Source organism: Streptomyces sp. NPDC012888 (genome assembly GCF_042900645.1).
Taxonomy (GTDB): Bacteria; Actinomycetota; Actinomycetes; order Streptomycetales; family Streptomycetaceae; genus Streptomyces.
The window spans coordinates 175918-201022 of the sequence record NZ_JBIBBM010000006.1 but is presented as its reverse complement, the minus strand read 5'-3'; the positions used below and the strand labels follow the sequence as shown (position 1 = coordinate 201022).

Here is a 25105-nt window from a genome sequence, read left to right as displayed (position 1 = left end):
TCAGCCTTCCGCGATCACCACCGCCGACGCCACCCCGGCGTCATGGCTGAGCGAGATGTGCCAGGAGGCGACGCCCAGTTCCTCGGCCTTGCGCGCGACCGAGCCGGACACCCGCAGCCTCGGCTGGCCGCTGTCCTCGACGTACACCTCCGCGTCGGTCCACAGCAGGCCGGGCGGAGCGCCCAGCGCCTTGGCGAGGGCCTCCTTCGCGGCGAACCGTGCCGCGAGGGAGGCGATTCCGCGCCGTTCACCGCTGGGCAGCGTCAGCTCCGCGTCGACGAACAGCCGTTGCGCCATGCCGGGCGTGCGCTCCAGCGCGGCCTCGAACCGGTCGATCTCGGCAACGTCGATGCCCACGCCGATAATCACAAGCCGCCACTCCTCGTTCTCACTCCACCGTCACGGACTTGGCGAGGTTACGCGGCTGGTCCACCTCGTTGCCGCGGGCGGTGGCCAGTTCGCAGGCGAACACCTGCAGCGGCACCGTCGCCACCAGGGGCTGGAGCAGCGTCGGCGTGGCCGGGATGCGGATCAGGTGGTCGGCGTACGGCACGACCGCCTCGTCGCCCTCCTCCGCGATGACGATCGTCCGCGCCCCGCGCGCCCGGATCTCCTGGATGTTCGACACGATCTTGTCGTGGAGCACGGACCGGCCGCGCGGCGAGGGCACCACGACCACCACCGGCAGGTCCTCCTCGACCAGCGCGATCGGCCCGTGCTTCAGCTCGCCCGCCGCGAAGCCCTCGGCGTGCATGTACGCCAGCTCCTTCAGCTTGAGCGCGCCCTCCAGCGCCACCGGGTAGCCCACGTGCCGGCCGAGGAACAGCACGGTGTTCTTCTCCGACAGGGACCGGGCCAGCGCCCGCACCGGCTCCATCGTCGCGAGCACCTCGTCCACGGCCCGCGCGATGTCCGACAGCTCCCGCACGACGGCCCGCACCTCGTCGCCCCACTTGGTGCCCCGCACCTGGCCGAGGTAGAGGGCCACCAGGTAGCAGGCCACCAGCTGGGTGAGGAAGGCCTTGGTCGAGGCGACCGCCACCTCGGGCCCGGCGTGCGTGTACAGCACCGCGTCGGACTCCCGGGGGATGGTGGAGCCGTTCGTGTTGCAGATGGCCAGCACCTTCGCGCCCTGCTCGCGGGCGTGCCGGAGCGCCATCAGGGTGTCCATGGTCTCGCCGGACTGCGAGATGGCCACGACCAGGGTGCGCTGGTCGAGGATCGGGTCCCGGTAGCGGAACTCGCTGGCCAGTTCCGTCTCGCAGGGGATCCGGGTCCAGTGCTCGATCGCCAGCTTCGCGATCAGGCCCGCGTGGTAGGCGGTGCCGCACGCGACGATCACGACCTTGTCGACCTCGCGCAGCACGGAGGCGGGGATGCGGACCTCGTCCAGGGTCAGCGACCCGCTCCCGTCGATCCGGCCCAGGAGGGTGTCGGCGACGGCCTTCGGCTGCTCGGCGATCTCCTTGAGCATGAAGTAGTCGTAGCCGCCCTTCTCGGCCGCGGAGGCGTCCCAGTCCACGTGGTACGCGCGGACCTCGGCGGGCGTGCCGTCGAAGTTGGTGACCACCACTCCGTCGCGGCGGAGTTCGACGACCTGGTCCTGACCCAGCTCGATCGCGGACCGGGTGTGGGCGATGAACGCGGCCACGTCGGAGGCGAGGAAGTTCTCGCCCTCGCCGACGCCCACCACCAGCGGGGAGTTCCGGCGGGCGCCGACCACCGTGTCCGGGTCGTCGGCGTGCACCGCGACCAGCGTGAACGCGCCGGCCAGCCGCCGGCACACCTGCCGCATGGACTCCGCCAGGTCCTGCGTCGAGGAGAACGACTCCGCCAGCAGGTGGGCGACGACCTCGGTGTCGGTCTCGGACTCCAGGCGGTGCCCGCGCCCGGCCAGCTCCTCGCGCAGGGCGGCGAAGTTCTCGATGATGCCGTTGTGGACGACGGCCACCCTCCCCGAGTTGTCGAGGTGCGGGTGGGCGTTGACGTCGGTGGGCCCGCCGTGGGTGGCCCACCGGGTGTGCCCGATGCCCGTGGAACCGGCCGGCAGCGGCCGGCTGACGAGCTCCTTCTCCAGGTTGACCAGCTTCCCGGCCTTCTTGGCGGCCGCCAGTCCCCCGTCGGCGAGCACCGCCACCCCGGCCGAGTCGTAGCCGCGGTACTCCAGCCGCTTCAGTCCGGCGATGACCACATCGAGCGCCGACTGCGCTCCCACGTAACCCACGATTCCGCACATAGGCGGCAGCGTACGCCCGCGGTGGCGTCCTGCCGGGTAGCGGAACGGGACGAGAACCCCGCTCCGGCGAATGTGCGGGAGCGGGGTTGACGCCGGATCAGGCCGGTGGTCAGCCGAGCTTCTTGGCCTGCGCCTCGATGACGACCTTGGGCTGCTCGGCCGTGCCGGTCAGGCTGATCGAGGAGAAGGTGGCGAGGGTGTTGCCCTTGCGGACGGCGACCACGTGGGTGGTGATCTTCTCGTCGCCCTCGCCCATCATCACGGTGTACGCGGCGGCCTCGTCGCCGGCGGTGACCGAGGGCCCGGCGGCGACGCTGCCGATCTTCACGGGCGTACCGGCGGCGGTCGCGGTGTAGCCGGCCGCGCAGGCGGTGCCCGCCTTCTTGACCGAGGCGAACGCCTCCGCGGCGCCGTCACCGTCGTAGGAGGTGAGGGTGATGCCGGTGACGGTGGAGCCGAGCGCGCCCATCGCCGCCTTGGCCTTCTCCTCCGGGGAGGCGTCGGCGCCCGGGCTCTTCGGCACGGCGGTGAGCTTGGTGCGGGCGGCCCCGGTGGCCGTGCCGACCTTGCCGAAGTACTGCGCCTGGACCAGCGGCTTGCAGTCCGCCTTGTCGCTGGTGGCCTCGGACCCGGTCTTGACCTCCTCCGCGGTGACCTCCTCGAACTTGTGATCGGCCAGCTCGGTCGTGGTCACCAGCAGCGGCGCCAGCTCGGCGTCCGTCTTGCCCTTGGCGTCGGACGCGGCCGGAGCCGAGGCGGAGGCCTTGGCGTCGCCCTTGGGCGCGTCCTTCCCGGCGTCCCCGGAGCCACCGCAGGCGGTGACGAGGAGCGCCAGGGAGACGGCGGACGCGGACATGACGGAGCGGCGGACAAGGGTGTTGCGCACGGTGGATCCCCCCGAAGAGATGTGAGCGGAAAAGACCGGCCGCGCTCCCTGGGAACGTCCACAGGGGACCGCGCGGGATCCGGAGGTGATCAAATCTACGGGCGGGCAGCCCCGGCCCTCCGGCACTTCCGTCGATCGTGACGCGGCTGGTACACCGGCACAGCCCAATCGAAACCAAGATCGGTACAACCATTCGCGGCGCACGTGACCGACCCCACCACCCACAACCGCGCCGGAACGCCGACAATGGCGGTGTGATCACTTCGCCGCCACGAAGCGCACCCGGCAGCCGGCCCCGCACCGCGGACGTCTCGCCGTACGTAGACCTCAGCCGCGCCGAGTGGAGCGCCCTGCGCGAGCGGACCCCGCTACCGCTGACCGCCGACGAGGTGGAGCGGCTGCGGGGGCTCGGCGACGTCATCGACCTCGACGAGGTCCGGGACGTCTACCTGCCGCTCTCCCGCCTGCTGAACCTCTACGTCGGCGCCACCAGCAACCTGCGCGGTGCGCTGAACACCTTCCTGGGCGACGCCGGCCGCAACGGCCACGGCGCGCAGGCCGGCACCCCCTTCGTCATAGGCGTGGCCGGCTCCGTCGCGGTCGGCAAGTCCACCGTGGCCCGCCTGCTCCAGGCCCTGCTGGCCCGCTGGCCCGAACACCCCCGGGTGGAGCGGGTCACCACCGACGGCTTCCTCTACCCGCTGGAGGTCCTGCGGGAGCGCGGCCTGCTGTCCCGCAAGGGCTTCCCGGAGTCGTACGACCGGCGCGCGCTGACCCGTTTCGTCGCGGACATCAAGGCCGGCAAGGACGAGGTCACCGCCCCGGTGTACTCGCACCTGATCTACGACATCGTGCCGGACGAGCGGCTCGTCGTACGCCGCCCCGACATCCTCATCGTCGAGGGGCTGAACGTCCTGCAGCCGGCCCTGCCCGGCAAGGACGGCCGGACCAGGGTCGGTCTCGCCGACTACTTCGACTTCAGCGTGTACGTGGACGCGCGCGCCGAGGACATCGAGCGCTGGTACCTCAACCGGTTCCGCAAGCTGCGCGAGACCGCCTTCCAGAACCCGCACTCCTACTTCCGCAAGTACACGCAGGTCTCCGAGGAGGAGGCCCTGGAGTACGCGCAGACCATGTGGCGCACGGTGAACCGGCCCAACCTGCTGGAGAACGTCGCCCCGACCCGGGGCCGCGCCAACCTGGTCGTCCGCAAGGGACCGGACCACAAGGTGCAGCGGCTGAGCCTGCGCAAGCTCTAGCGACACATCGTCCGGCCCCGGCCGCCCGTCCGGCTTAGGGTCTGGGCATGCTGCATCTGAGGTTGATCACTCCGGCAGACCGGACGGACGCCGTGGTGTCCGCCATCGAGTCCACGGTCGGCACCACCCACCTGGTCGTGCTCCCGGGCGCCGCCCGCGAGCCACGGGGCGACCTGGTGCTGTGCGACGTCGCCCGGGAGGCCGGTGACGAGCTGCTGCACGAGCTCCGGCAGCTGGGCATCGACGAGGACGGCTCGATCGCGGTCGAGAGCATCGGCCTCTCGCTGTCGAGGCGCGCCGAGGAGGCCGAGGAGGAGGCGCCCGGCGAGCCGGCCGACGCGGTGATCTGGGAGCAGCTGGCCGAGTCCACCCACGAGGAGTCCACCCTCACCATCACCTACGCCGCGTTCATGATCCTCGCCACGATGATCGCGGCCTGCGGTGTGGTGCTCGACAACGCCGTCCTGATCGTCGGCGCGATGGCGGTCGGCCCGGAGTTCGGGCCGCTCGCCGGGGTGTGCACCGCCGTGGTGCAGCGGGCGCCCAGGCTGGCGGCGCGCTCGTTGGCGGCCCTGCTGATCGGTTTCGCCGCGGCGATCGCCGCCACCACCGTGTTCAGCGTGGTGATGGACGCCGTGGGCCTGTTCGACCGGGCCCAGCTCGACGATCCGCGACCGAACACCGGCTTCATCTGGCAGCCGGACCCGTTCTCGTTCGTGGTGGCCGTGCTCGCCGGAACGGCCGGCATGCTGTCGCTGACCTCGGCGCGGGCCGGCGCGCTGGTCGGTGTCGCCATCTCGGTGACCACCGTCCCGGCCGCCGCGAACGCGGCCGTGGCACTCAGCTACGGCGAACTCGGGCAGATGTGGGGCTCGGCCGAGCAGCTGCTGCTCAACCTCGGCGGGATCATGCTCGCCGGGGTGCTGACCCTGTACGGCTGGAAGCTGCTGTGGAGCACCCAGCGGGGCCGCTGGAAGCGGGTCCTGCCCCGGCGCTGAAGCGAGGCGGCGCCGGGCCCGGCGGGGCGGCACCGGCGGAGCCGGTCGGCCCCGCCGGTGCCGCTCCGCCGGTCGGCCGGCCCCCGCGGGTCAGCCCAGCGCGGACTTGACCGCGTCGGCGAGGCGCCCGGCCACCGAACGCGCCTGCTCCAGGTCGGCGGCCTCGACCATCACCCGTACGAGCGGCTCCGTACCCGACGGGCGCAGCAGCACCCGCCCGGTGGTGCCCAGCTCGCGCTCCGCCTCGGCCACGGCCGCGGCCAGCTCGCCGGAGGTGGCGACCCGGGACTTGTCCACGTCCGGCACGTTGACCAGCACCTGCGGCAGCCGCCGCATCACGCCGGCCAGCTCGGCCAGCGAGCGGCCGGTGGCGGCGACCCGGGCGGCCAGCATCAGGCCGGTCAGGGTGCCGTCGCCGGTGGTCGCGTGGTCGAGGATGATCACGTGGCCGGACTGCTCGCCGCCCAGCGCGTAGCCGTTCTCCTTCATCGACTCCAGCACGTAGCGGTCGCCGACACCGGTCTGGACGAGCTCGATGCCCTCCGCCTCCATCGCCAGCTTGAAGCCGAGGTTGGACATGACGGTGGCGACGACGGTGTTCTTCCGCAGCTGGCCGGCCTCGCGCATGGCCAGGGCCAGAACGGCGAGGATCTGGTCGCCGTCGATCTCCTCGCCCGCGCCGTCCACGGCCAGGCAGCGGTCGGCGTCGCCGTCGTGGGCGATGCCGAAGTCCGCGCCGTGCTCGACCACGGCCCGCTTGAGGAGGTCCAGGTGGGTGGAGCCGCAGTCCTCGTTGATGTTGAGGCCGTCCGGCTCGGCACCGATGGTGATCACCTCGGCGCCGGCCCGGGCGAAGGCCTCCGGGGAGACGCGGGCGGCCGCGCCGTGCGCCTCGTCCAGGACGATCCGCAGACCGTCGAGGCGGTTCGGCAGCACGGCGATGAGGTGGGCGATGTACTTGTCGAAGCCCTCGTCGTAGTCGGTGACCCGGCCGACGCCCGCCCCGGTCGGACGCTGCCACGGGGCGCCGGTGCGGTGCTCCTCGTAGACGCCCTCGATCCTGTCCTCCAGCTCGTCCGCGAGCTTGTGCCCGCCGCGGGCGAAGAACTTGATGCCGTTGTCGGGCATGGCGTTGTGGCTGGCGGAGAGCATCACGCCGAGGTCGGCACCCAGCGCACCGGTGAGATACGCCACCGCCGGGGTGGGCAGCACACCGACGCGCAGGACGTCCACGCCCGCGCTCGCGAGACCGGCGACGACCGCGGCCTCCAGGAACTCGCCCGAGGCGCGGGGGTCGCGGCCGACCACGGCCGTCGGCCGGTGACCCTCGAAGGTGCCCGCCTCAGCGAGCACATGGGCGGCCGCCACGGAGAGGCCGAGCGCCAGCTCAGCCGTCAGATCCGCGTTGGCGACACCGCGTACACCGTCCGTGCCGAAGAGTCGTCCCACTTTTGTCCTCCGAGTTCGCGCTGGGTACTTCTTTGTACGTAACCGCGTGTGACAGGTATGCCGCGGGGGGCGGTAAACGAACCGCCCCGGCAGCACAGAGCGTGCCGCCGGGGCGGATTCGTGCAGTGAGCAGGCGAGATTAACGCTTGCTGTACTGCGGAGCCTTGCGGGCCTTCTTGAGACCGGCCTTCTTGCGCTCGACCGCACGGTCGTCACGCGAGAGGAAGCCGGCCTTCTTCAGCGGGCCGCGGTTGTTGTCCACGTCCGCCTCGTTCAGGGCGCGGGCCACGCCGAGGCGCAGGGCGCCGGCCTGGCCGGAGACGCCGCCACCCGCGATGCGGGCGATGACGTCGTAGCGGCCGTCGAGCTCGAGGACCTTGAACGGCTCGTTGACTTCCTGCTGGTGCACCTTGTTGGGGAAGTAGTCCTCAAGGGTGCGACCGTTGATCTTCCACTTGCCGGTGCCCGGGACGATCCGGACGCGGGCGATGGCGTTCTTGCGACGGCCCAGGCCGGCGGCCGGCTGCGGGTCGCCGAAGCGGGAGGCCAGGGACTCGGAGGTGTAGTCACCCTCCGGCGCCTCGGACTCGAAGGTGGTCACAGCGTCGTAGGTCTCGTCGCCCTCGACGGGGGCTTCGAAGGTGGTCTCGGCCACGATTCTCCTCAGAATTCTCTGTGTCTTAGGGGGTGGCCGGGATTACTGCGCGACCTGGGTGATCTCGAACGGCACCGGCTGCTGGGCAGCGTGCGGGTGCTGGTCGCCCGAGTAGACCTTCAGCTTCGAGAGCATCTGACGGCCCAGGGAGTTCTTGGGGAGCATGCCCTTGACGGCCTTCTCCACAGCCTTCTCCGGGTTGTCACGGAGCAGGTCGTCGTAGCGCACGGAACGCAGACCACCCGGGTAGCCGGAGTGGCGGTACGCCATCTTCTGGGACGCCTTGTTGCCGGACAGGTGGACCTTGTCGGCGTTGACGATGATGACGAAGTCGCCCATGTCCATGTGCGGAGCATAGGTCGGCTTGTGCTTGCCCCGGAGGAGGGCAGCGGCCTGGGTCGCCAGACGGCCCAGGACAACGTCCTGGGCGTCGATGACGAGCCACTGGCGCGAGATGTCGCCGGGCTTGGGGCTGTACGTACGCACGGTTCGTAGCCTTCGCTTCTTCAGTGATGGGTCCTGACAAAGGTCACCACGGACGATCACGACAGCCCTGGTGCACTACGGGGACGCAACCCGTGTGTACCGCTGGTCATCGGCCCGGTGGACCGGCGTAAGGGCCCTTTCACGTGAGAATGAACAAGCCAATACGCATAACGAACCAGCAGAATACCTGCGCTGCCCCGTACGGGTCAAAACGCCGGTCGGGATCCCGCCTGGGCGGACTCTCCGGCGGACCCCGGCGCGCACACGGCACCTGCCGTTCGTTCGTCCCCCAGACTACCCCGACCGCGGACCGCGCACCCCCGCATCAGCGTCACCGCGAGGACGCACAGCGTGAAGCAGTCCTTGAACGCCCGCCGTTCGGAGACGAAGAACCAGTTCCACGGCATGCCGATCACCTGCGGCACCACGGCCGCCCAGAACCAGGGCGAACGCGAGGCGGAAGCCGGCCGGACCAGCGACGCGAGCAGCAGCGGCAGCACCACCAGCAGGTAGTGGTCGAAGGACGGCCGGGACACCAGGAACGCGGCGAGCATCACCATGCAGGCCGTCTCCACCAGCCGCAGCGCCCCGTCGCCGTCGTCGGGGCGCAGCCAGCGCCGCCGGGCCGCCCACAGGCCCGCCGCGGCGAGCGCCCCGGCCACCGCCACCGCCACCGGAGCGGGCACCGACAGGCGCGGCAGCACCGCGATGGGCGAGGCGTCCCAGGGCAGCGCGTACGCGTCCTGGCCCTGGAGCAGGAACGGCAGGGTCTTGGTGAAGAACAGCGACGGGCTCGGCATCAGCAGCGCCCCCACCAGGGACATCGCCGCCGGAACCAGCACCGCCGCCGCCAGGCCCCGCCACTGCCGGGCCAGCAGGAACAGCAGCCCGACCGGAACCAGCATCGGCTTCGCGGCGATCGCCAGCCCGACGACCACCCCGGCCGCCGCCCAGCGCCGGCGGTGGGCCAGCAGCAGGGCGGCCGGCAGCGCGGCCGCCGACACCGCGGTCCAGTTCCCGATCAGCACCAGGTTGACGTACGGCTTGAAGCCGATGGCCAGCGCCGCGAACCCGACCCAGGCGAAGCGGGAGCCGCGCGGGACGGAGAACAGCCGCAGCGCGCACCACCACCCGAACACCAGCAGCGCCGACATCCCGACCGGCAGCACCCAGCGCAGCACCCCGGTGGGCAGCAGCGCCTGCGGCACGGCGACCAGCACCGCGCTCGGCAGGTACAGGAACCGCTTGTCCTCGTACGGCGAACCGCCCGCCAGCAGCGTGTCCGCGGCCCCGACCACGAAGGCGTTGTCGCTGCCCCAGTTCTCCCGCAGGCTCGTGGACACGCAGATCCCGAGCACCACGGCCAGCGACACCGCACGCCACCCGCGCGAGGCGGGCCGGAGCAGCCACCCCAGGAGGGCGTGCCCCCGCCCGGCCACGTCCAGCCCCACCACCGCGCCTCCTACCGCTCCGCCGCTCTACCGCTCACGCTGCACGCGACGCTCGTCCCACACCGGTTCCGAAGTCTCCCGCACCACCCCGTCCGACCCGAACACCAGGTAGCGGTCGAAGCTGCGGGCGAACCAGCGGTCGTGCGTCACGCACAGCACCGTGCCGTCGTAGGACTCCAGGCCGTCCTGGAGGGCCTCCGCGGACTCCAGGTCGAGGTTGTCGGTCGGCTCGTCCAGCAGCAGCGCCGTGGTGCCCGCCAGCTCCAGCAGCAGGATCTGGAAGCGGGCCTGCTGGCCGCCCGACAGCCGCTCGAAGGGCTGGTCGCCCTGGCGCTCCAGCTCGTAGCGGCGCAGCACCGACATCGCCCCGCCGCGGTCCTTCGCGTGCTCGGTCCACAGGATGTCGACCAGCGTGCGGCCGAACAGCTCCGGGTGGGCGTGGGTCTGCGCGAAATGGCCGGGAACCACCCTCGCGCCGAGCCGGAACGCGCCCGTGTGGGCCACGTCCTCCCCCGCCAGGAGCCGCAGGAAGTGCGACTTGCCCGAGCCGTTCGAGCCGAGCACCGCGACCCGCTCCCCGTAGAAGACCTCCAGGTCGAACGGCTTCATCAGACCGGTCAGCTCAAGCTTCTCGCAGGTCAGCGCGCGTACGCCGGTACGGCCGCCGCGCAGCCGCATCCGGATGTCCTGCTCCCGCGGCGGCTCGGGCGGCGGGCCGGCCTCCTCGAACTTCCGCAGCCGGGTCTGCGCGGCCGCGTACCGGGAGGCCATCTCGTGGCTGACCGCCGCGGCCTGCCGCAGGGTGACCACCAGCTTCTTCAGCTGGGCGTGCTTCTCCTCCCACCGCTTCTTCAGCTCCTCGAAGCGGGCGAACCGCTCCTTGCGGGCCTCGTGGAAGGTGTCGAAGCCGCCGCCGTGCACCCAGACGTCCGAGCCGTCGGGCCCCGGCTCCACGCTCACGATCTTCTGCGCGGCCCGGGACAGCAGCTCCCGGTCGTGGCTGATGAACAGCACCGTCTTCCGGGTGGCGCGCAGCTGGTCCTCCAGCCAGCGCTTCCCGGGGACGTCGAGGTAGTTGTCCGGCTCGTCCAGCAGCAGGCACTCGTCCGGGCCGCGCAGCAGCGCCTCCAGCACCAGCCGCTTCTGCTCGCCCCCGGAGAGCGTGCGCACCTCGCGGAACTGCGCCTTGTCGTACGGCACGCCCAGCGCGGCGGTGGTGCAGACGTCCCACATGGTCTCGGCCTCGTACCCCTGTACGTCGGCCCAGTCGCTCAGCGCCTGCGCGTACGCCATCTGCGCGGCCTCGTCGTCCACCGTCATGATCAGGTGCTCGGCCCGGTCCACGGCCTCGGCGGCCGCCCGGATCCGGGGTTGGGAGACGGAGACCAGCAGGTCGCGCACGGTCCGCTCGTCCCGTACCGAGCCGACGAACTGGGGCATGACCCCGAGGCCGCCGCTGACCGTGACGGAGCCTCCGTGCGGCGCCAGCTCACCGCTGAGCAGCCGCAGCAGGGTGGTCTTGCCGGCGCCGTTGGCGCCGACGAGGGCGACCACCGACCCCTCCCCCACCCGGAAGGAGGCGTCGGAGAGCAGCACCCGCCCGTCCGGAAGGTAGTACTCCAGATGGCCGGCTTCGAGATGTCCCATGGCAGGCATTCAACAGCCCCGCCGGGGACTCGCCCAAACCCTTTAGCAGCAGCCGGCACCCGGCAGGGTGCGGACGTTGCGCGCCTGACGGCTGCGTTCCGCGAGCAGCTCGTCGGCCGGGTAGCCGACCTCCTCCAGGGTCAGCCCGTGCGGCCGTACGACGTGCACCGCGGAGTCCCGGACGCCGGCGGCCAGCACCTTGCCCGGCCAGTCCACCGGCCGGTGCCCGTCGCCGACGTGCAGCAGCGCGCCCACCAGCGACCGCACCATGTTGTGGCAGAACGCGTCGGCCCGGACGGTGGCCGTGACGATCCCTTCGGCATCCCGTTCCCAGCTCAGCTGCTGGAGGGTGCGGATGGTGGTGGCGCCCTCGCGCTTCTTGCAGTAGGCGGCGAAGTCGTGCTCGCCGAGCAGCGCCTTGGCGGCCTCGTTCATGGCGTCCACGTCCAGCGGCCAGTCGTGCCACAGCACGTGTCCGCGGAGCAGCGGGTCGACGCCGCCCCTGTGGTCGCCGACCCGGTAGGCGTACCGGCGCCAGATCGCCGAGAACCGGGCGTTGAAGCCGGACGGGGCCTCGGCGACCCGCCACACCCGCACGTCGTGCGGCAGCCGCCCGGCGAGGCGGCGCATCAGCACGTCCCGGTGGTCCGCCCAGACCGCCGCGGGCAGGTCGAGGTGGGCCACCTGCCCGCGGGCGTGGACGCCCGCGTCGGTCCGCCCGGCCACGGTGAGCTCGACCGGGTCGGGCAGCCGCATCACGGTCTGCAGGGCGGACTCCAGCTCGCCCTGGACGGTCCGCCGCGCGGTCTGCTTCGCCCAGCCGGAGAAGCCCTTGCCGTCGTACGACAGGTCCAGCCGCACCCGGACGTAACCGGGCTCCACCTCGTCACTCACGTGCCACATCCTCTCAAACGTGCGGAACGGGCCCGCCCCCGAAGGGACGGACCCGTTCCAAGCCTCACGGCCGAAGGCGATCCGGGAACCGGATCAGGCCGCGGGATCATCCCCGCAGCAGCGGGGAGGAGGCCGTCAGGCTTCCTTGGTCTCCTCGGCCGGGGCCTCGGCGGCCTCGGTCTCGGTGGCCTTCGCCTCGGCGGCCTCGTCGGCCTCCTTGACGGCGCGCTTGGTGGCGGCCTCGGCCTCGGCGACGGTCGCCTTCTTGGCGATCTCGCCCTCGACCAGCTCGATCACGGCCATCGGGGCGTTGTCGCCACGACGGTTGCCGATCTTGGTGATGCGGGTGTAGCCACCCGGGCGCTCGGAGTAGCGCGGGGCGATCTCGGTGAAGAGCGTGTGCACGATGCTCTTGTCCGTGATCGTCTGCAGCACCAGGCGACGGTTGTGGATGTCGCCCTTCTTCGCCTTGGTGATCAGGCGCTCGGCGACCGGACGCAGGCGGCGGGCCTTGGCCTCGGTCGTGGTGATGCGGCCGTGCTCGAAGAGCGACTTCGCGAGGTTCGCGAGGAGCAGCTTCTCGTGCGCGGCGGAGCCGCCGAAGCGGGCGCCCTTGGTGGGACGCGGCATGGTTCTCTCCTAGGTGTCTGCCCCGGCCGTGTCAGGTACCGGAGTCAGTATCCGAGCGGGCGGTCGCCCGTCGGAGACCCGCGCCCCGGTCAGGGGCGCGGGGAACCGCGCGGCCGGCCAGGACCGGCCCGCAGTCGAAGAACGGCAGTCAGCTCAGTACTGCTCGGTCTCCACGAAACCCGCGTCCGCGTCGTCGTCGGCGCCGAAGGCGTCGGCGGCGGCGGTCGGGTCGAATCCGGGCGGGCTGTCCTTGAGGGCCAGGCCCATGCCGGCCAGCTTCGCCTTGACCTCGTCGATCGACTTCGCACCGAAGTTGCGGATGTCGAGCAGGTCGGCCTCGGAACGGGCGACGAGCTCACCCACGGAGTGGATGCCCTCGCGCTTGAGGCAGTTGTAGGAGCGGACGGTGAGCTCCAGCTCCTCGATCGGCAGTGCCAGGTCGGCGGCCAGGGCGGCGTCCGTCGGGGACGGGCCCATGTCGATGCCCTCGGCGTCGATGTTGAGCTCGCGGGCCAGACCGAACAGCTCGACCAGGGTCTTGCCGGCGGACGCCATGGCGTCGCGCGGGCGCATGGCCTGCTTGGTCTCGACGTCGACGATCAGCTTGTCGAAGTCGGTGCGCTGCTCGACACGGGTCGCCTCGACCTTGTAGGTGACCTTGAGCACCGGGCTGTAGATGGAGTCGACCGGGATGCGGCCGATCTCCTGGCCCAGCTGCTTGTTCTGGACGGCGGAGACGTAGCCGCGACCGCGCTCGACGGTCAGCTCCATCTCCAGCTTGCCCTTGCCGTTGAGCGTGGCGAGGACGAGGTCCGGGTTGTGCACCTCGACACCGGCCGGCGGGGCGATGTCGGCGGCGGTCACCAGGCCGGGGCCCTGCTTGCGCAGGTACATCACGACCGGCTCGTCGTGCTCCGAGGAGACGACCAGCTGCTTGATGTTGAGGATGAGGTCGGTGACGTCCTCCTTGACGCCCGGCACGGTGGTGAACTCGTGCAGGACGCCGTCGATGCGGATGCTCGTGACGGCGGCACCCGGGATCGAGGAGAGGAGCGTACGGCGCAGGGAGTTGCCGAGGGTGTAGCCGAAGCCCGGCTCCAGCGGCTCGATCACGAACCGCGAGCGGTACTCGTCGACGACCTCTTCGGTCAGCGAAGGACGCTGAGCGATAAGCATGTCTTTTTCCTTCAGTCGTGGACGCCCACTATTTGACGTCCGACTAGTGACAAGGGTACGGGCGGCACGACCCCCGGAGGGGGCGTACCGCCCGGACACTCAAGAACGCACGGGTGCGTCCGCTGCGTCAGACGCGGCGGCGCTTCGGCGGGCGGCAGCCGTTGTGCGGGGTGGGGGTGACGTCCTGGATCGAGCCGACCTCGAGGCCGGTGGCCTGGAGGGAGCGGATCGCGGTCTCACGGCCGGAGCCGGGACCCTTGACGAAGACGTCGACCTTGCGCATGCCGTGCTCCTGCGCGCGGCGGGCGGCCGACTCGGCGGCCATCTGCGCGGCGAAGGGGGTGGACTTGCGCGAGCCCTTGAAGCCGACGTGGCCGGCGGAGGCCCAGGAGATCACGTTGCCGGACGGGTCCGTGATCGAGACGATCGTGTTGTTGAACGTGCTCTTGATGTGCGCGTGGCCGTGAGCGACGTTCTTCTTTTCCTTGCGGCGCACCTTCTTGGCAGCGCCCTGACGACCCTTGGGGGGCATCTCTTACTCCTACGGGAGGTGGTCGGTCCTACAGCGCAAGACCGCTGAACAGGACTACTTCTTGCCCGGCTTCTTCTTGCCGGCGATGGCGCGACGCGGACCCTTGCGGGTACGGGCGTTCGTGCTGGTGCGCTGACCGTGCACCGGCAGGCCGCGGCGGTGGCGGATGCCCTGGTAGCACTGGATCTCGATCTTGCGACGGATGTCGCCCTGGATCTCGCGGCGGAGGTCACCCTCGGTGCGGAGGTTGGCGTCCACGTACTCGCGGATCTTGACGAGGTCCTCTTCGGCCAGGTCACGAACGCGGGTGTTCGGGTTCACGCCGGTGGAGGCGAGGATCTCCTTGGACCGGGTGCGCCCGATACCGAAGACGTAGGTGAGTGCGATCTCCACACGCTTTTCGCGCGGGATGTCGACACCGGAAACGCGTGCCATTCAATGGCTCCTGTGTGTTCGGGGGTCTTCCACAGAGCCGCTCCCGGCCGCCGTACGAGGTACGAACCGGGTCCCCGGCCCCCGCCGGAGGTGCCGCCGGCCCTCGGAAGGGCTGGGCGGGCTCTGCGTATGTACGTTTTGTTGCGTCGCGCGAAGAACTGCGAAGTGCAGGTCGGTCGGCGTGCGTCAGCCCTGGCGCTGCTTGTGGCGCAGGTTGTCGCAGATGACCATGACCCGGCCGTGACGGCGGATCACCTTGCACTTGTCGCAGATCTTCTTGACGCTCGGCTTGACCTTCATGTTCTTAAGGTTCTCCGGGTCAGTGCCACCACCCGCGCGGAGCGCGAGTGCGGGGGCAAGATCTACTTGTATCGGTAGACGATCCGGCCACGCGTCAGGTCGTAGGGAGAGAGCTCCACGACGACCCGGTCATCCGGGAGGATACGGATGTAGTGCATCCGCATCTTTCCGCTGATGTGCGCGAGGACCTTGTGACCGTTCTGGAGTTCCACCTTGAACATCGCGTTCGGGAGGGACTCGATCACGGTGCCCTCAATCTCGATGGCACCTTGCTTCTTGGCCACGCTTCGCCTTTCAGGATCGGCTACCTTGATCAGCCGTGTGCGACCCGCAGGCATGCGGATGCACGTAAGCCGACGAGTCAGTCTACGTCAGGGCACCCAGAAAGACGAATCCGGAAAGTTTGCCCATCACTCTAGATCATTACTCGGGGTGGTGCGGGTTCAGGCTAGGGGGTCCGGAGCGGTGGTGACGCCGTACTCCGCGAGCTTGGCCTTCCCGCAGTCCGGGCTGGTCAGGACGATGGGGCCGTCCTCCGTCAGGGCGACCGAGTGCTCCCAGTGGGAGGACCAGGTGCCGTCCGTGGTGATGACCGTCCAGTCGTCGGCCAGGACCTCGGTCTTCGCCGTGCCGAGGGAGACCATCGGCTCGATCGCCAGGCAGACGCCCGGGACCAGCTTGATGCCCTTGCCCCGCTTGCGGGAGACGTAGTTCAGCAGGTGCGGGTCCATGTGCATCTCGCTGCCGATGCCGTGGCCGCCGTAGTCCTCGATGATCCCGAACTTGCCGAGGCTGTGGTCACCGGTGGCCGGCCGCGGCTGCCGCTTGATGTACGACTCGATCGCCTTCGAGATGTCCACCAGCCGGTTGCCGAGCTTCATGGCGGCGATGCCCGCCCACATGGACTCCTCGGTCACCCGGGACAGCTCCACCAGCTCGGGGGCGTGTCCGGTACCCACGAACGCCGTGTACGCGGCGTCGCCGTGCCAGCCGTCGACGATCGCGCCCGCGTCGATCGAGATGACGTCCCCGTCCTTCAGGACGGTCTTGTCGTCCGGGATGCCGTGGACGACGACCTCGTTCACCGAGGTGCAGATGGTCGCGGGGAACCCGCCGTAGCCGAGGAAGTTCGACTTGGCGCCGTGGTCGGCGATCACCTTGCGGGCGACCATGTCCAGGTCCCGCGTGGTGGCCCCCGGAACGGCGGCCTCCCGGGTGGCCGCGTGGATCGCGGCGACCACCAGGCCGGCCTCCCGCATCTTCGCGATCTGCTCGGGAGTCTTCAGCTGGACCATTGCGAACTGTGCCTTCCACCGGTGAATCGGACGTTCTCAACAGTACGGCCGCGGCGTCCACCGGACACCGCGGCCGTACAGGGCTACTGCGTGTTACTTGTTCAGCGCTTCCATCGCGCGCTGGGTGACCTCGTCCACCTTGCCGAGAGCCGAGATCGTGACCAGAAGGCCCTGGGCCTTGTAGTAGTCGATGATCGGCTCGGTCTGCGTGTGGTAGACCTCCAGCCGGTTGCGCACCGTGGCCTCGGAGTCGTCACCGCGCTGGTACAGCTCGCCGCCGCAGTGGTCGCACACGCCCTCGGCCTTCGCCGGGGCATAGGTCACGTGGAAGACGTGCGCGGAGTCGTTGCGGCAGATGCGGCGGCCGGCGATCCGCTTGACCACCTCTTCCTCCTCGACCTCCAGGTCGAGGACGGCGTCGAGCTTCATGCCCTCGCTGTTGAGCATGGCGTCCAGCGCCTCGGCCTGCGAGACGTTGCGCGGGAAGCCGTCGAGCAGGAAGCCGTTCGCGGCGTCCGGCTGCTCCATGCGGTCCTTGGCCATGCCGATGGTGATCTCGTCGGGGACGAGGTCGCCGGCGTCCATGAAGGCCTTGGCCCGCTTGCCGAGGTCCGTGCCCTGGCTGATGTTGGCGCGGAAGAGGTCACCCGTGGAGATGTGCGGGATCGACAGGTTCTTGGCGAGGTACGCGGCCTGCGTGCCCTTGCCCGCACCGGGAGGTCCGACGAGGACGATTCGCATCAGCGGAGGAACCCTTCGTAATTGCGCTGCTGGAGCTGGCTCTCGATCTGCTTCACGGTTTCCAGACCCACACCCACGATGATGAGGATGCTCGTCCCGCCGAACGGGAAGTTCTGGTTCGCTCCGAAGCCGGCCAACGCCATCGTCGGCACAAGAGCGATGAGACCCAGGTACAGCGACCCCGGCCAGGTGATCCGGTTGAGCACGTAGCTCAGGTACTCGGCAGTAGGTCGACCGGCCCGGATGCCCGGGATGAAGCCACCATACTTCTTCATGTTGTCCGCGACTTCCTCCGGGTTGAACGAAATCGCCACGTAGAAGAACGCGAAGAAGACGATCAGGAGGAAGTACATCGAGATGTGGAACGGGGCGTTCGTGTCCGCCAGGTGGCGCTGGACCCAGGCGGCCCAAGGAGCCGTGGACCCGCTGAACTGAACGACCAGAGCCGGGATGTAGAGCAGCGACGACGCGAAGATGACCGGAATCACACCCGCCTGGTTGACCTTGAGCGGGATGTAGGTCGAGGTACCGCCGTAGGCGCGGCGCCCGATCATGCGCTTCGCGTACTGGACGGGGATGCGGCGCTGGGCCTGCTCGACGAAGACCACGAGGGCCACCATCGCGAGGCCGACGAGGATCACCACGCCGAACTCGACCCAGCCGTCAGCGATCTTGCCCTGGAGCTTGATCTGCCACAGGGCGCCGATGAAGCCGGCGGCGATCGAGATGAACATGAGGATGGACATGCCGTTGCCGATGCCGCGGTCGGTGATCAGCTCACCGAGCCACATGACGACGGCGGTACCGGCGGTCATGGTGATGACCATGACGACCGTGGTGAAGATCGAGCGGTCCGGAACGATCTGGCTGGCGACCTGGCAGCCCTGGAACAGGGCTCCGCTGCGGGCGGTGGCGACGAGGCCGGTGCCCTGGAGGATGGCCAGCGCGATGGTCAGGTAGCGCGTGTACTGCGTGATCTTCGCGGTCCCGGACTGGCCCTCCTTCTTGAGGTTCTCCAGCTTCGGGATGACCACGGTCAGCAGCTGCAGGATGATGCTCGCCGTGATGTACGGCATGATGCCGAGCGCGAAGATCGTGATCTGCAACAGCGCGCCACCGCTGAACATGTTGACCAGGCCGAAGAGGCCGCCGTTCGAGCCGGCCTGCGCCTGGTCCACGCAGAACTGGACGTTCTTGTAGCTCACGCCGGGTACCGGGATGTGGGACCCGAGCCGGAACAGCACGATGATGCCGAGCGTGAAGAGCAGCTTCTTGCGCAGGTCGGGCGTCTTGAACGCCCGGGCGAACGCGGTGAGCACGGTGCCTCCTGCGACCCCCGCGCTACTGCGTCAGAGGTGACGGTCTAAGGATTCGAGGTGTACGACAAAGCAAAGGTGCAGGCCAGCTTAGCGGCGTCTGCGCCCCCCGTGGAACGACCAACCGGGGATGCCCCATTTGTGAGGCATCCCCGGTCGGTTTCACTCGTTATGAGCCACAGGACTCGTCTCAGACGAGCTCGGTGACCGTGCCGCCGGCGGCGGCAATCTTCTCCTTGGCGGAAGCGGAGACGGCGTCAACCGAAACCTGCAGCGCCACGGAGATCTCGCCCTGGCCCAGGACCTTGACGAGCTGGTTCTTGCGCACGGCACCCTTGGCGACCAGGTCGGCCACGGTGACCTCGCCACCCTGCGGGTACAGGGCGGCCAGCTTGTCCAGGTTCACGACCTGGAACTCGGTGCGGAACGGGTTCTTGAAGCCCTTCAGCTTCGGGAGGCGCATGTGGAGGGGCATCTGCCCACCCTCGAAGCGCTCCGGAACCTGGTAGCGGGCCTTGGTGCCCTTGGTACCACGACCGGCCGTCTTACCCTTCGACGCCTCACCACGACCCACACGGGTCTTGGCGGTCTTGGCGCCCGGGGCGGGACGGAGGTTGTGGATCTTGAGCGGGTTGTTCTCCGCCATGATCAGTCGACCTCCTCAACCGTCACGAGGTGGCGGACGGTGTGCACCATTCCGCGGAACTCGGGGCGGTCCTCCTTGACGACCACGTCGTTCAGGCGCTTGAGCCCGAGCGAACGCAGGGTGTCGCGGTGGTTCTGCTTGCTGCCGATGTACGACTTCGTCTGCGTGATCTTGAGGCGAGCCATTACGCACCCGCCCCAGCACGCGCACGAAGCAGAGCCGCGGGGGCGACGTCCTCGAGCGGCAGACCACGGCGAGCCGCGATCTCCTCGGGACGCTGCAGGCCCTTCAGGGCCTCCACGGTCGCGTGCACGATGTTGATCGCGTTGTCGGAGCCGAGCGACTTCGACAGGATGTCGTGAACGCCGGCGCACTCCAGGACGGCGCGCACCGGGCCACCGGCGATAACACCGGTACCGGGGGAAGCAGGCTTCAGCAGGACGACGCCCGCAGCCTTCTCACCCTGGATCGGGTGCGGGATGGTGCCCTGGATACGGGGGACCTTGAAGAAGTGCTTCTTGGCCTCCTCAACACCCTTGGCGATGGCGGCCGGCACCTCCTTGGCCTTGCCGTAACCGACACCCACGGTGCCGTCACCGTCACCCACCACGACCAGCGCGGTGAAGGAGAAACGACGACCACCCTTGACAACCTTGGCGACGCGGTTGATCGCGACTACGCGCTCAACGTACGCGGTCTTCTCGGCGGCAGCAGCGCCACCGTCGCGACCCTTCCGGTCCCGCCGCTCGCCGCCACCGGCACCGCTTCCGCGGCGCTGGGGTCCAGCCATTGGATTACCTCTCTCTGTTACGTCCGTTAGTCCCGGAACCGGGGCTTAGAACTTCAGCCCGGCTTCGCGGGCGGCGTCAGCCAGAGCGGCAATGCGCCCGGCGTACCTGTTGCCACCACGGTCGAACACGACGGCCTCGACGCCGGCGGCCTTGGCGCGCTCAGCGACCAGGGCACCGACCTGCTTGGCCTGCGCGGACTTGTCACCCTCGCCACCGCGGACCGACGCGTCCAGGTGGGACGCCGACGCCAGGGTGTGACCCTTGATGTCGTCGATCACCTGGGCGGTGATGCCGCGGTTGCTCCGGTTGACGACCAGGCGCGGACGCTCGGCCGTACCGGAGATGCTCTTGCGGATGCGGATGTGGCGGCGGGCCTTGGCAGCCCGCTTGTAAGCGTCGCCCTTGGCGATCTTCACACCGTATGCCATGGCTTTACTTACCAGCCTTTCCGACCTTGCGGCGGATGACCTCGCCCGCGTACTTGACGCCCTTGGCCTTGTACGGGTCGGGCTTCCGCAGCTTGCGGATGTTGGCGGCGACCTCGCCGACCTTCTGCTTGTCGATGCCCTCGACCGAGAACTTGGTCGGCGACTCGACCTTGAAGGAGATGCCCTCGGGCGCCTCCACCAGGATCGGGTGGCTGTAGCCGAGCTGGAACTCCAGGTCGGAGCCCTTCGCGGCCACGCGGTAACCGACACCGCTGATCTCGAGCGCCTTGGTGTATCCCTGGGTCACACCGGTGATCATGTTGGCCACCAGCGTGCGGGACAGGCCGTGGAGGGCCTTGTTCTGACGCTCGTCGTTCGGACGGGTGACGTTCAGAACGCCGTCCTCGCCCTTAACGATCTCGATGGGGGCGGCGACGGTGTGCGTCAGGGAGCCCTTGGAGCCCTTGACGGTGACCGTGCGGCCATCGATGGTGACGTCCACGCCGGCGGGAACCGGGATGGGGAGCTTGCCGATACGAGACATAGCTTTTCCTCCGTTCCCGACTACCAGACGTAGGCGAGGACTTCCCCACCCACGCCCTTCTTCTGCGCCTGCTGGCCGGTCAGGAGACCGTGGGACGTGGAGATGATCGCCACGCCCAGGCCGCCGAGGACCTTCGGCAGGTTGGTGGACTTCGCGTACACGCGCAGACCCGGCTTCGAGATGCGCTTGATGCCGGCGATCGAGCGCTCGCGGTTCGGGCCGAACTTCAGCTCGAGGACGAGGTTCTTGCCGACCTCGGCGTCCTCGACCTTCCAGCCGGTGATGAAACCCTCCTGCTTGAGGATTTCCGCGATGTGCGACTTGATCTTGCTGTGCGGCATCACGACCTGGTCGTGGTACGCCGAGTTAGCGTTACGCAGACGCGTGAGCATGTCTGCGATGGGGTCAGTCATGGTCATGAAGTGGCCTTCGGCCTCTCTCGCCGGGGTTTCCTGTATGCGCCATCCCTCTCCCCACACATGGGCGGGACGGGTGCGGCGCGGGGACCTACGGCGTAGTAAGTCGTGCGGGCGGCGGACGCCCAACCCCACTAGCCTACGGCATGGGGGGTGGGCCTCCGCCGACCCAGATGCTTACCGAGAGTTACCGGCAATCCAACTAGTGGATTACCAGGAGCTCTTGGTCACGCCCGGCAGCTCGCCACGGTGAGCCATCTCACGAAGGCACACGCGGCAGAGGCCGAACTTGCGGTACACGGAGTGCGGGCGGCCGCAGCGCTGGCAGCGGGTGTACGCACGCACACCGAACTTGGGCTTACGAGCAGCCTTGGCAATAAGAGCCTTCTTCGCCATCTCGCTTACGCCTCCTTGAACGGGAAGCCGAGGTGACGAAGGAGCGCACGGCCCTCAGCGTCGTTGGTCGCCGTGGTCACCACGGTGATGTCCATACCCCGGACGCGGTCGATCTTGTCCTGGTCGATCTCGTGGAACATGACCTGCTCCGTGAGACCGAAGGTGTAGTTGCCACGGCCGTCGAACTGCTTCGGGGACAGGCCGCGGAAGTCGCGGATGCGCGGCAGCGCGAGCGACAGGGTGCGGTCCAGGAACTCCCACATGCGGTCGCCACGGAGGGTGACGTGCGCACCGATCGGCTGACCCTCGCGCAGCTTGAACTGCGCGATGGACTTGCGGGCCTTGGTGACGGCCGGCTTCTGACCGGTGATCGTGGTGAGGTCGCGAATCGCGCCGTCGATCAGCTTGGAGTCGCGGGCGGCGTCGCCCACACCCATGTTGACCACGATCTTCACGAGGCCCGGGACCTGCATGACGTTCTCGTACTTGAACTCGTCACGCAGCTTGCCCGCGATCTCCTCGCGGTACTTCGTCTTCAGACGCGGAGTGGTAGCCATCAGATGTCCTCACCCGTGCGCTTGGCAACGCGGATCTTGTTGCCCTCGTCGTCGAAGCGGTAACCGACGCGGGTGACGACCTTCTTGCCGTCCTTCTCCACGACCAGCTGGACGTTCGAAACGTGGACGGGGGCCTCGGTGATCACGATGCCGCCGGCCTGGTTCGGACCAGCCTTGGTGTGCTTCTTGACCCGGTTGACACCCTCGACCAGGACACGGTTCTCGGCGGGGAGGGCCTGGATGACCTTGCCCTGCTTGCCCTTGTCCTTACCGGTGATGACCTGTACCAGGTCGCCCTTCTTGATCTTCATGCTTACAGCACCTCCGGCGCGAGCGAGATGATCTTCATGAACTTCTTCTCGCGCAGCTCACGGCCCACCGGGCCGAAGATACGGGTGCCGCGAGGGTCGCCGTCGTTCTTCAGAATGACGGCGGCGTTCTCGTCGAAGCGGATGTACGAGCCGTCCTGGCGGCGGCGCTCCTTGACGGTGCGAACGATGACCGCCTTGACGACGTCACCCTTCTTCACGTTGCCACCGGGGATCGCGTCCTTGACGGTGGCGACGATGACGTCACCGATGCCCGCGTAGCGGCGACCCGAGCCACCGAGCACACGGATGCAAAGGATCTCCTTCGCACCAGTGTTGTCGGCGACACGAAGTCGCGACTCCTGCTGGATCACGTCTATCTCCTGTTTGTCTGCCGGTTCCCGGCCGGGACACCCCTCTCAGGGCGCCCCGACCGAGCCTGGCGGAACGAATGCCGAGTCGGTCCCTTTACGGGAGAACTCGACGGATTACTTGGCCTTCTCGAGGATCTCGACGACGCGCCACCGCTTGGTGGCGGACAGCGGCCGGGTCTCCATCAGGAGGACGCGGTCGCCGACACCGGCGGCGTTCTGCTCGTCGTGGGCCTTGAGCTTGTTCGTACGGCGGATGACCTTGCCGTACAGCGCGTGCTTGACACGGTCCTCGACGGCGACGACGACGGTCTTGTCCATCTTGTCGCTGACGACGAGACCCTCACGGGTCTTGCGGAATCCGCGCTCGGTCTTCTCAGTCACGTTCTTCTCGCTCATCAGGCGTTCTCCACCGTTTCGATGCCGAGCTCGCGCTCGTGCATCAGGGTGTAGATCCGGGCGATGTCCTTGCGGACGGCCTTGAGCCGGCCGTTGTTCTCGAGCTGTCCGGTCGCCGCCTGGAAGCGGAGCTTGAACAGTTCTTCCTTGGCCTCACGCAGCTTGGCAACGAGCTCCTCGTTGCCCAGCTCGCGCAGCTCCGACGCCTTGGTACCGGCCGCCATCACGACTCACCTGCCTCGCGCTTGACGATCCGGCACTTCATCGGCAGCTTGTGGGCCGCACGAGTCAGAGCCTCACGCGCAATCTTCTCGTTCGGGTAGGACAGCTCGAACATGACCCGACCCGGGTGCACGTTCGCGATCCACCACTCCGGGGAACCCTTACCGGAACCCATGCGGGTCTCGGCCGGCTTCTTCGTGAGCGGGCGGTCCGGGTAGATGTTGATCCAGACCTTGCCGCCACGCTTGATGTGGCGGGTCATGGCGATACGAGCGGACTCGATCTGGCGGTTGGTCACGTACGCCGGGGTCAGCGCCTGGATGCCGTACTCGCCGAATGCCACCTCAGTGCCACCCTTGGCCATGCCGCGGCGCTTGGGGTGGTGCTGCTTGCGGTGCTTGACCCTACGAGGGATCAGCATGTCGGTCAGGCCTCCGTTCCGGTGCTCTCAGCCGGAGCGGCGGCAGCGGCCTCGGCCTTGGGGGCCTCGGCAGCAGCAGCCTGCTGCGGCTTGCGGCCGCCACGGCCGCCACGCTCGCCACCGCGGCCACCACGGCCGGCGGGGCGGTCAGCGCCACCACGGGCCGGGCGGTTACCCGCACGGGCCGCAGCGTTCTCGGCGCGGACCTCGGCGATGTTCTTGACGTCGCCCTTGTAGATCCAGACCTTCACGCCGATGCGGCCGAAGGTGGTCTTGGCCTCGAAGAAGCCGTACTCGACGTTCGCGCGCAGCGTGTGCAGCGGCACACGACCCTCGCGGTAGAACTCCGAGCGGGACATCTCGGCGCCGCCGAGACGGCCGCCACACTGGATCTTGATGCCCTTGGCGCCGGCCTTCATGGCGGACTGCATGCTCTTGCGCATGGCCCGACGGAAGGAGACGCGGGAGGACAGCTGCTCGGCAACGGCCTGGGCCACGAGCTGAGCGTCGACCTCGGGGTTCTTGACCTCGAGGATGTTCAGCTGGACCTGCTTGCCGGTGAGCTTCTCGAGGTCGCCGCGGATGCGGTCGGCCTCGGCGCCACGGCGGCCGATGACGATGCCCGGACGGGCGGTGTGGATGTCCACGCGGACACGGTCACGGGTGCGCTCGATCTCAACCTTCGAGATGCCGGCGCGCTCCATGCCGGACGTCATCATCCGACGGATGGCGACGTCTTCCTTGACGTAGTCCTTGTACAGCTTGTCGGCGTACCAGCGGGACTTGAAGTCCGTGGTGATACCGAGCCGGAACCCGTGCGGGTTTACCTTCTGGCCCATTACCGGGTTCCTTCCTTGCTGCTGACGACCACGGTGATGTGGGAGGTCCGCTTGCGGATCCGGTAGGCACGGCCCTGAGCACGCGGACGGAACCGCTTCAGGGTCGGACCCTCGTCAACGAACGCCTCGCTGATGAAGAGCGAGGAGGCATCCGTGTGGTTGTAGTTGTGCGCGGCGTTGGCAATGGCGCTGTCAAGCACCTTGCCGACCGGCACAGACGCGGCCTGCGGGGCGAAACGCAGGACCGCCTGGGCCTCCGTGGCGTCCATGCCACGGATGAGGTCCACCACACGGCGGGCCTTCATGGGCGTGACGCGGATGTACCGCGCCTGGGCCCTGGCTTCCATGGTTGTCCCTTCGGTGTAAGTCATAGTCGTTCCC

35 protein-coding genes are annotated in these 25105 nt (G+C 68.9%); 2 read left to right on the top strand and 33 right to left on the bottom strand.

The features are described 5' to 3' along the window. The 3 genes from ACFY61_RS13240 to ACFY61_RS13230 form a co-directional block, all read right to left on the bottom strand. Complete coding sequence (locus tag ACFY61_RS13240) at window positions 1-369, bottom strand: holo-ACP synthase (RefSeq protein ID WP_389470844.1); 369 nt, start codon at window positions 367-369, stop codon at window positions 1-3. Window positions 370-388: 19 nt separating this feature from the next. Next, window positions 389-2236 carry a glutamine--fructose-6-phosphate transaminase (isomerizing) gene (gene glmS, locus ACFY61_RS13235; RefSeq protein ID WP_389470841.1) on the bottom strand — a complete coding sequence of 616 codons (1848 nt, stop codon included), beginning with the start codon at window positions 2234-2236 and terminating at the stop codon, window positions 389-391. Between the two features lie 109 nt (window positions 2237-2345). Continuing rightward, the gene (locus ACFY61_RS13230) at window positions 2346-3122 is read right to left on the bottom strand and encodes a hypothetical protein (RefSeq protein WP_389470840.1); all 777 of its coding nucleotides are present in this window, start codon (window positions 3120-3122) and stop codon (window positions 2346-2348) included. A gap of 254 nt (window positions 3123-3376) precedes the next feature. Between ACFY61_RS13230 and coaA the strand changes: the two genes are divergently transcribed. Both coaA and ACFY61_RS13220 read left to right on the top strand, forming a co-directional pair. Then, window positions 3377-4381, top strand: coding sequence for a type I pantothenate kinase (coaA, locus tag ACFY61_RS13225; RefSeq protein WP_389470838.1), 1005 nt, complete (start codon window positions 3377-3379; stop codon window positions 4379-4381). A 47-nt stretch (window positions 4382-4428) separates the two neighbouring features. After that, on the top strand, window positions 4429-5379 hold the full coding sequence (locus ACFY61_RS13220; protein ID WP_389470836.1) for a DUF389 domain-containing protein: 951 nt from the start codon (window positions 4429-4431) through the stop codon (window positions 5377-5379). Between the two features lie 90 nt (window positions 5380-5469). On the opposite strand, the gene glmM is transcribed toward ACFY61_RS13220, so the two are convergent. The 30 genes from glmM to rplV form a co-directional block, all read right to left on the bottom strand. Next, window positions 5470-6828: a phosphoglucosamine mutase gene (gene glmM, locus ACFY61_RS13215; RefSeq protein WP_389470834.1), complete on the bottom strand. Its 1359-nt coding sequence runs from the start codon at window positions 6826-6828 to the stop codon at window positions 5470-5472. 139 nt (window positions 6829-6967) lie between these two features. After that, window positions 6968-7483, bottom strand: a complete 516-nt coding sequence (rpsI, locus tag ACFY61_RS13210; protein WP_219670493.1) for a 30S ribosomal protein S9 — start codon at window positions 7481-7483, stop codon at window positions 6968-6970. A gap of 42 nt (window positions 7484-7525) precedes the next feature. Continuing rightward, entirely contained in the window at window positions 7526-7969 is a 444-nt protein-coding gene (rplM, locus tag ACFY61_RS13205) for a 50S ribosomal protein L13 (protein ID WP_389470831.1), read from the bottom strand. A 206-nt stretch (window positions 7970-8175) separates the two neighbouring features. Next, window positions 8176-9420: a glycosyltransferase family 87 protein gene (locus ACFY61_RS13200; protein WP_389470828.1), complete on the bottom strand. Its 1245-nt coding sequence runs from the start codon at window positions 9418-9420 to the stop codon at window positions 8176-8178. 27 nt (window positions 9421-9447) lie between these two features. Beyond that, window positions 9448-11076 carry an ABC-F family ATP-binding cassette domain-containing protein gene (locus ACFY61_RS13195; protein WP_389470826.1) on the bottom strand — a complete coding sequence of 543 codons (1629 nt, stop codon included), beginning with the start codon at window positions 11074-11076 and terminating at the stop codon, window positions 9448-9450. Window positions 11077-11109: 33 nt separating this feature from the next. Beyond that, complete coding sequence (gene truA / locus ACFY61_RS13190; protein ID WP_389470823.1) at window positions 11110-11961, bottom strand: tRNA pseudouridine(38-40) synthase TruA; 852 nt, start codon at window positions 11959-11961, stop codon at window positions 11110-11112. A gap of 135 nt (window positions 11962-12096) precedes the next feature. Next, window positions 12097-12591 carry a 50S ribosomal protein L17 gene (gene rplQ, locus ACFY61_RS13185; RefSeq protein ID WP_389470821.1) on the bottom strand — a complete coding sequence of 165 codons (495 nt, stop codon included), beginning with the start codon at window positions 12589-12591 and terminating at the stop codon, window positions 12097-12099. 153 nt (window positions 12592-12744) lie between these two features. Further along, window positions 12745-13767 carry a DNA-directed RNA polymerase subunit alpha gene (locus ACFY61_RS13180; RefSeq protein ID WP_010473911.1) on the bottom strand — a complete coding sequence of 341 codons (1023 nt, stop codon included), beginning with the start codon at window positions 13765-13767 and terminating at the stop codon, window positions 12745-12747. Between the two features lie 127 nt (window positions 13768-13894). Beyond that, entirely contained in the window at window positions 13895-14299 is a 405-nt protein-coding gene (gene rpsK, locus ACFY61_RS13175; RefSeq protein ID WP_003956432.1) for a 30S ribosomal protein S11, read from the bottom strand. A 54-nt stretch (window positions 14300-14353) separates the two neighbouring features. After that, a complete protein-coding gene (gene rpsM, locus ACFY61_RS13170; protein ID WP_007265919.1) occupies window positions 14354-14734 on the bottom strand; it encodes a 30S ribosomal protein S13 in 381 nt (126 codons plus the stop codon). Window positions 14735-14920: 186 nt separating this feature from the next. After that, a complete protein-coding gene (rpmJ, locus tag ACFY61_RS13165; protein ID WP_003956441.1) occupies window positions 14921-15034 on the bottom strand; it encodes a 50S ribosomal protein L36 in 114 nt (37 codons plus the stop codon). Window positions 15035-15096: 62 nt separating this feature from the next. Then, complete coding sequence (infA, locus tag ACFY61_RS13160; RefSeq protein ID WP_003956442.1) at window positions 15097-15318, bottom strand: translation initiation factor IF-1; 222 nt, start codon at window positions 15316-15318, stop codon at window positions 15097-15099. Between the two features lie 159 nt (window positions 15319-15477). Continuing rightward, window positions 15478-16329: a type I methionyl aminopeptidase gene (gene map / locus ACFY61_RS13155; protein ID WP_389470818.1), complete on the bottom strand. Its 852-nt coding sequence runs from the start codon at window positions 16327-16329 to the stop codon at window positions 15478-15480. 93 nt (window positions 16330-16422) lie between these two features. After that, window positions 16423-17070, bottom strand: a complete 648-nt coding sequence (locus ACFY61_RS13150) for an adenylate kinase (RefSeq protein WP_389470816.1) — start codon at window positions 17068-17070, stop codon at window positions 16423-16425. Beyond that, window positions 17070-18389, bottom strand: coding sequence for a preprotein translocase subunit SecY (secY, locus tag ACFY61_RS13145; protein ID WP_389470814.1), 1320 nt, complete (start codon window positions 18387-18389; stop codon window positions 17070-17072). The genes ACFY61_RS13150 and secY overlap by 1 nt, the downstream gene beginning before the upstream one ends. 187 nt (window positions 18390-18576) lie before the next feature. Further along, window positions 18577-19032, bottom strand: coding sequence for a 50S ribosomal protein L15 (gene rplO / locus ACFY61_RS13140; protein ID WP_030201548.1), 456 nt, complete (start codon window positions 19030-19032; stop codon window positions 18577-18579). Window positions 19033-19034: 2 nt separating this feature from the next. Beyond that, entirely contained in the window at window positions 19035-19217 is a 183-nt protein-coding gene (rpmD, locus tag ACFY61_RS13135) for a 50S ribosomal protein L30 (protein ID WP_005313525.1), read from the bottom strand. After that, window positions 19217-19822: a 30S ribosomal protein S5 gene (gene rpsE / locus ACFY61_RS13130; RefSeq protein WP_030201551.1), complete on the bottom strand. Its 606-nt coding sequence runs from the start codon at window positions 19820-19822 to the stop codon at window positions 19217-19219. Before rpsE ends, rpmD begins: the two co-directional genes overlap by 1 nt. A gap of 45 nt (window positions 19823-19867) precedes the next feature. Beyond that, the gene (gene rplR / locus ACFY61_RS13125; protein ID WP_389470811.1) at window positions 19868-20251 is read right to left on the bottom strand and encodes a 50S ribosomal protein L18; all 384 of its coding nucleotides are present in this window, start codon (window positions 20249-20251) and stop codon (window positions 19868-19870) included. 4 nt (window positions 20252-20255) lie between these two features. Next, window positions 20256-20795 (bottom strand): 50S ribosomal protein L6, encoded by a 540-nt coding sequence (rplF, locus tag ACFY61_RS13120; RefSeq protein WP_389470808.1) that lies wholly within the window; start codon window positions 20793-20795, stop codon window positions 20256-20258. A 20-nt stretch (window positions 20796-20815) separates the two neighbouring features. Further along, on the bottom strand, window positions 20816-21214 hold the full coding sequence (gene rpsH / locus ACFY61_RS13115; protein WP_079429302.1) for a 30S ribosomal protein S8: 399 nt from the start codon (window positions 21212-21214) through the stop codon (window positions 20816-20818). A 207-nt stretch (window positions 21215-21421) separates the two neighbouring features. Beyond that, entirely contained in the window at window positions 21422-21607 is a 186-nt protein-coding gene (locus ACFY61_RS13110) for a type Z 30S ribosomal protein S14 (RefSeq protein ID WP_003956452.1), read from the bottom strand. A gap of 5 nt (window positions 21608-21612) precedes the next feature. Beyond that, window positions 21613-22164, bottom strand: coding sequence for a 50S ribosomal protein L5 (gene rplE / locus ACFY61_RS13105; RefSeq protein ID WP_389470806.1), 552 nt, complete (start codon window positions 22162-22164; stop codon window positions 21613-21615). Then, on the bottom strand, window positions 22164-22475 hold the full coding sequence (gene rplX / locus ACFY61_RS13100; RefSeq protein WP_030201562.1) for a 50S ribosomal protein L24: 312 nt from the start codon (window positions 22473-22475) through the stop codon (window positions 22164-22166). The genes rplE and rplX overlap by 1 nt, the downstream gene beginning before the upstream one ends. 2 nt (window positions 22476-22477) lie before the next feature. Further along, the gene (gene rplN, locus ACFY61_RS13095; RefSeq protein WP_003956455.1) at window positions 22478-22846 is read right to left on the bottom strand and encodes a 50S ribosomal protein L14; all 369 of its coding nucleotides are present in this window, start codon (window positions 22844-22846) and stop codon (window positions 22478-22480) included. A 114-nt stretch (window positions 22847-22960) separates the two neighbouring features. Beyond that, window positions 22961-23242 carry a 30S ribosomal protein S17 gene (gene rpsQ, locus ACFY61_RS13090; protein WP_109281737.1) on the bottom strand — a complete coding sequence of 94 codons (282 nt, stop codon included), beginning with the start codon at window positions 23240-23242 and terminating at the stop codon, window positions 22961-22963. Further along, window positions 23242-23466 carry a 50S ribosomal protein L29 gene (gene rpmC / locus ACFY61_RS13085; protein ID WP_125540842.1) on the bottom strand — a complete coding sequence of 75 codons (225 nt, stop codon included), beginning with the start codon at window positions 23464-23466 and terminating at the stop codon, window positions 23242-23244. Before rpmC ends, rpsQ begins: the two co-directional genes overlap by 1 nt. Next, window positions 23466-23885 (bottom strand): 50S ribosomal protein L16, encoded by a 420-nt coding sequence (gene rplP / locus ACFY61_RS13080; RefSeq protein WP_352193895.1) that lies wholly within the window; start codon window positions 23883-23885, stop codon window positions 23466-23468. Before rplP ends, rpmC begins: the two co-directional genes overlap by 1 nt. A 5-nt stretch (window positions 23886-23890) precedes the next feature. Then, window positions 23891-24724: a 30S ribosomal protein S3 gene (rpsC, locus tag ACFY61_RS13075; protein WP_352193896.1), complete on the bottom strand. Its 834-nt coding sequence runs from the start codon at window positions 24722-24724 to the stop codon at window positions 23891-23893. Then, window positions 24724-25071, bottom strand: a complete 348-nt coding sequence (rplV, locus tag ACFY61_RS13070; protein WP_030201575.1) for a 50S ribosomal protein L22 — start codon at window positions 25069-25071, stop codon at window positions 24724-24726. Before rplV ends, rpsC begins: the two co-directional genes overlap by 1 nt. Between the last annotated feature and the right edge of the window lie 34 nt (window positions 25072-25105).

What these genes read in the sequence shown, in the direction of transcription:
- rpsH (WP_079429302.1), bottom strand. Translation starts at nt 21,214, where the DNA reads ATGACCATGACTGACCCCATCGCAGACATGCTCACGCGTCTGCGTAAC.
- rplE (WP_389470806.1), bottom strand. Translation starts at nt 22,164, where the DNA reads ATGGCTACCACTCCGCGTCTGAAGACGAAGTACCGCGAGGAGATCGCG.
- rpsQ (WP_109281737.1), bottom strand. Translation starts at nt 23,242, where the DNA reads ATGAGCGAGAAGAACGTGACTGAGAAGACCGAGCGCGGATTCCGCAAG.
- rplV (WP_030201575.1), bottom strand. Translation starts at nt 25,071, where the DNA reads ATGGAAGCCAGGGCCCAGGCGCGGTACATCCGCGTCACGCCCATGAAG.
- rpmC (WP_125540842.1), bottom strand. Translation starts at nt 23,466, where the DNA reads ATGGCGGCCGGTACCAAGGCGTCGGAGCTGCGCGAGCTGGGCAACGAG.
- ACFY61_RS13150 (WP_389470816.1), bottom strand. Translation starts at nt 17,070, where the DNA reads ATGCGAATCGTCCTCGTCGGACCTCCCGGTGCGGGCAAGGGCACGCAG.
- rplO (WP_030201548.1), bottom strand. Translation starts at nt 19,032, where the DNA reads ATGGCGGAGAACAACCCGCTCAAGATCCACAACCTCCGTCCCGCCCCG.
- rpmD (WP_005313525.1), bottom strand. Translation starts at nt 19,217, where the DNA reads ATGGCTCGCCTCAAGATCACGCAGACGAAGTCGTACATCGGCAGCAAG.
- rplX (WP_030201562.1), bottom strand. Translation starts at nt 22,475, where the DNA reads ATGAAGATCAAGAAGGGCGACCTGGTACAGGTCATCACCGGTAAGGAC.
- rplF (WP_389470808.1), bottom strand. Translation starts at nt 20,795, where the DNA reads ATGTCTCGTATCGGCAAGCTCCCCATCCCGGTTCCCGCCGGCGTGGAC.
- ACFY61_RS13110 (WP_003956452.1), bottom strand. Translation starts at nt 21,607, where the DNA reads ATGGCGAAGAAGGCTCTTATTGCCAAGGCTGCTCGTAAGCCCAAGTTC.
- rplQ (WP_389470821.1), bottom strand. Translation starts at nt 12,591, where the DNA reads ATGCCGCGTCCCACCAAGGGCGCCCGCTTCGGCGGCTCCGCCGCGCAC.
- rplP (WP_352193895.1), bottom strand. Translation starts at nt 23,885, where the DNA reads ATGCTGATCCCTCGTAGGGTCAAGCACCGCAAGCAGCACCACCCCAAG.
- rplR (WP_389470811.1), bottom strand. Translation starts at nt 20,251, where the DNA reads ATGGCATACGGTGTGAAGATCGCCAAGGGCGACGCTTACAAGCGGGCT.
- rpsK (WP_003956432.1), bottom strand. Translation starts at nt 14,299, where the DNA reads ATGCCCCCCAAGGGTCGTCAGGGCGCTGCCAAGAAGGTGCGCCGCAAG.
- rpsC (WP_352193896.1), bottom strand. Translation starts at nt 24,724, where the DNA reads ATGGGCCAGAAGGTAAACCCGCACGGGTTCCGGCTCGGTATCACCACG.
- ACFY61_RS13180 (WP_010473911.1), bottom strand. Translation starts at nt 13,767, where the DNA reads ATGCTTATCGCTCAGCGTCCTTCGCTGACCGAAGAGGTCGTCGACGAG.
- glmS (WP_389470841.1), bottom strand. Translation starts at nt 2,236, where the DNA reads ATGTGCGGAATCGTGGGTTACGTGGGAGCGCAGTCGGCGCTCGATGTG.
- rpmJ (WP_003956441.1), bottom strand. Translation starts at nt 15,034, where the DNA reads ATGAAGGTCAAGCCGAGCGTCAAGAAGATCTGCGACAAGTGCAAGGTG.
- ACFY61_RS13195 (WP_389470826.1), bottom strand. Translation starts at nt 11,076, where the DNA reads ATGCCTGCCATGGGACATCTCGAAGCCGGCCATCTGGAGTACTACCTT.
- rpsM (WP_007265919.1), bottom strand. Translation starts at nt 14,734, where the DNA reads ATGGCACGCGTTTCCGGTGTCGACATCCCGCGCGAAAAGCGTGTGGAG.
- rpsE (WP_030201551.1), bottom strand. Translation starts at nt 19,822, where the DNA reads ATGGCTGGACCCCAGCGCCGCGGAAGCGGTGCCGGTGGCGGCGAGCGG.
- ACFY61_RS13220 (WP_389470836.1), top strand. Translation starts at nt 4,429, where the DNA reads ATGCTGCATCTGAGGTTGATCACTCCGGCAGACCGGACGGACGCCGTG.
- map (WP_389470818.1), bottom strand. Translation starts at nt 16,329, where the DNA reads ATGGTCCAGCTGAAGACTCCCGAGCAGATCGCGAAGATGCGGGAGGCC.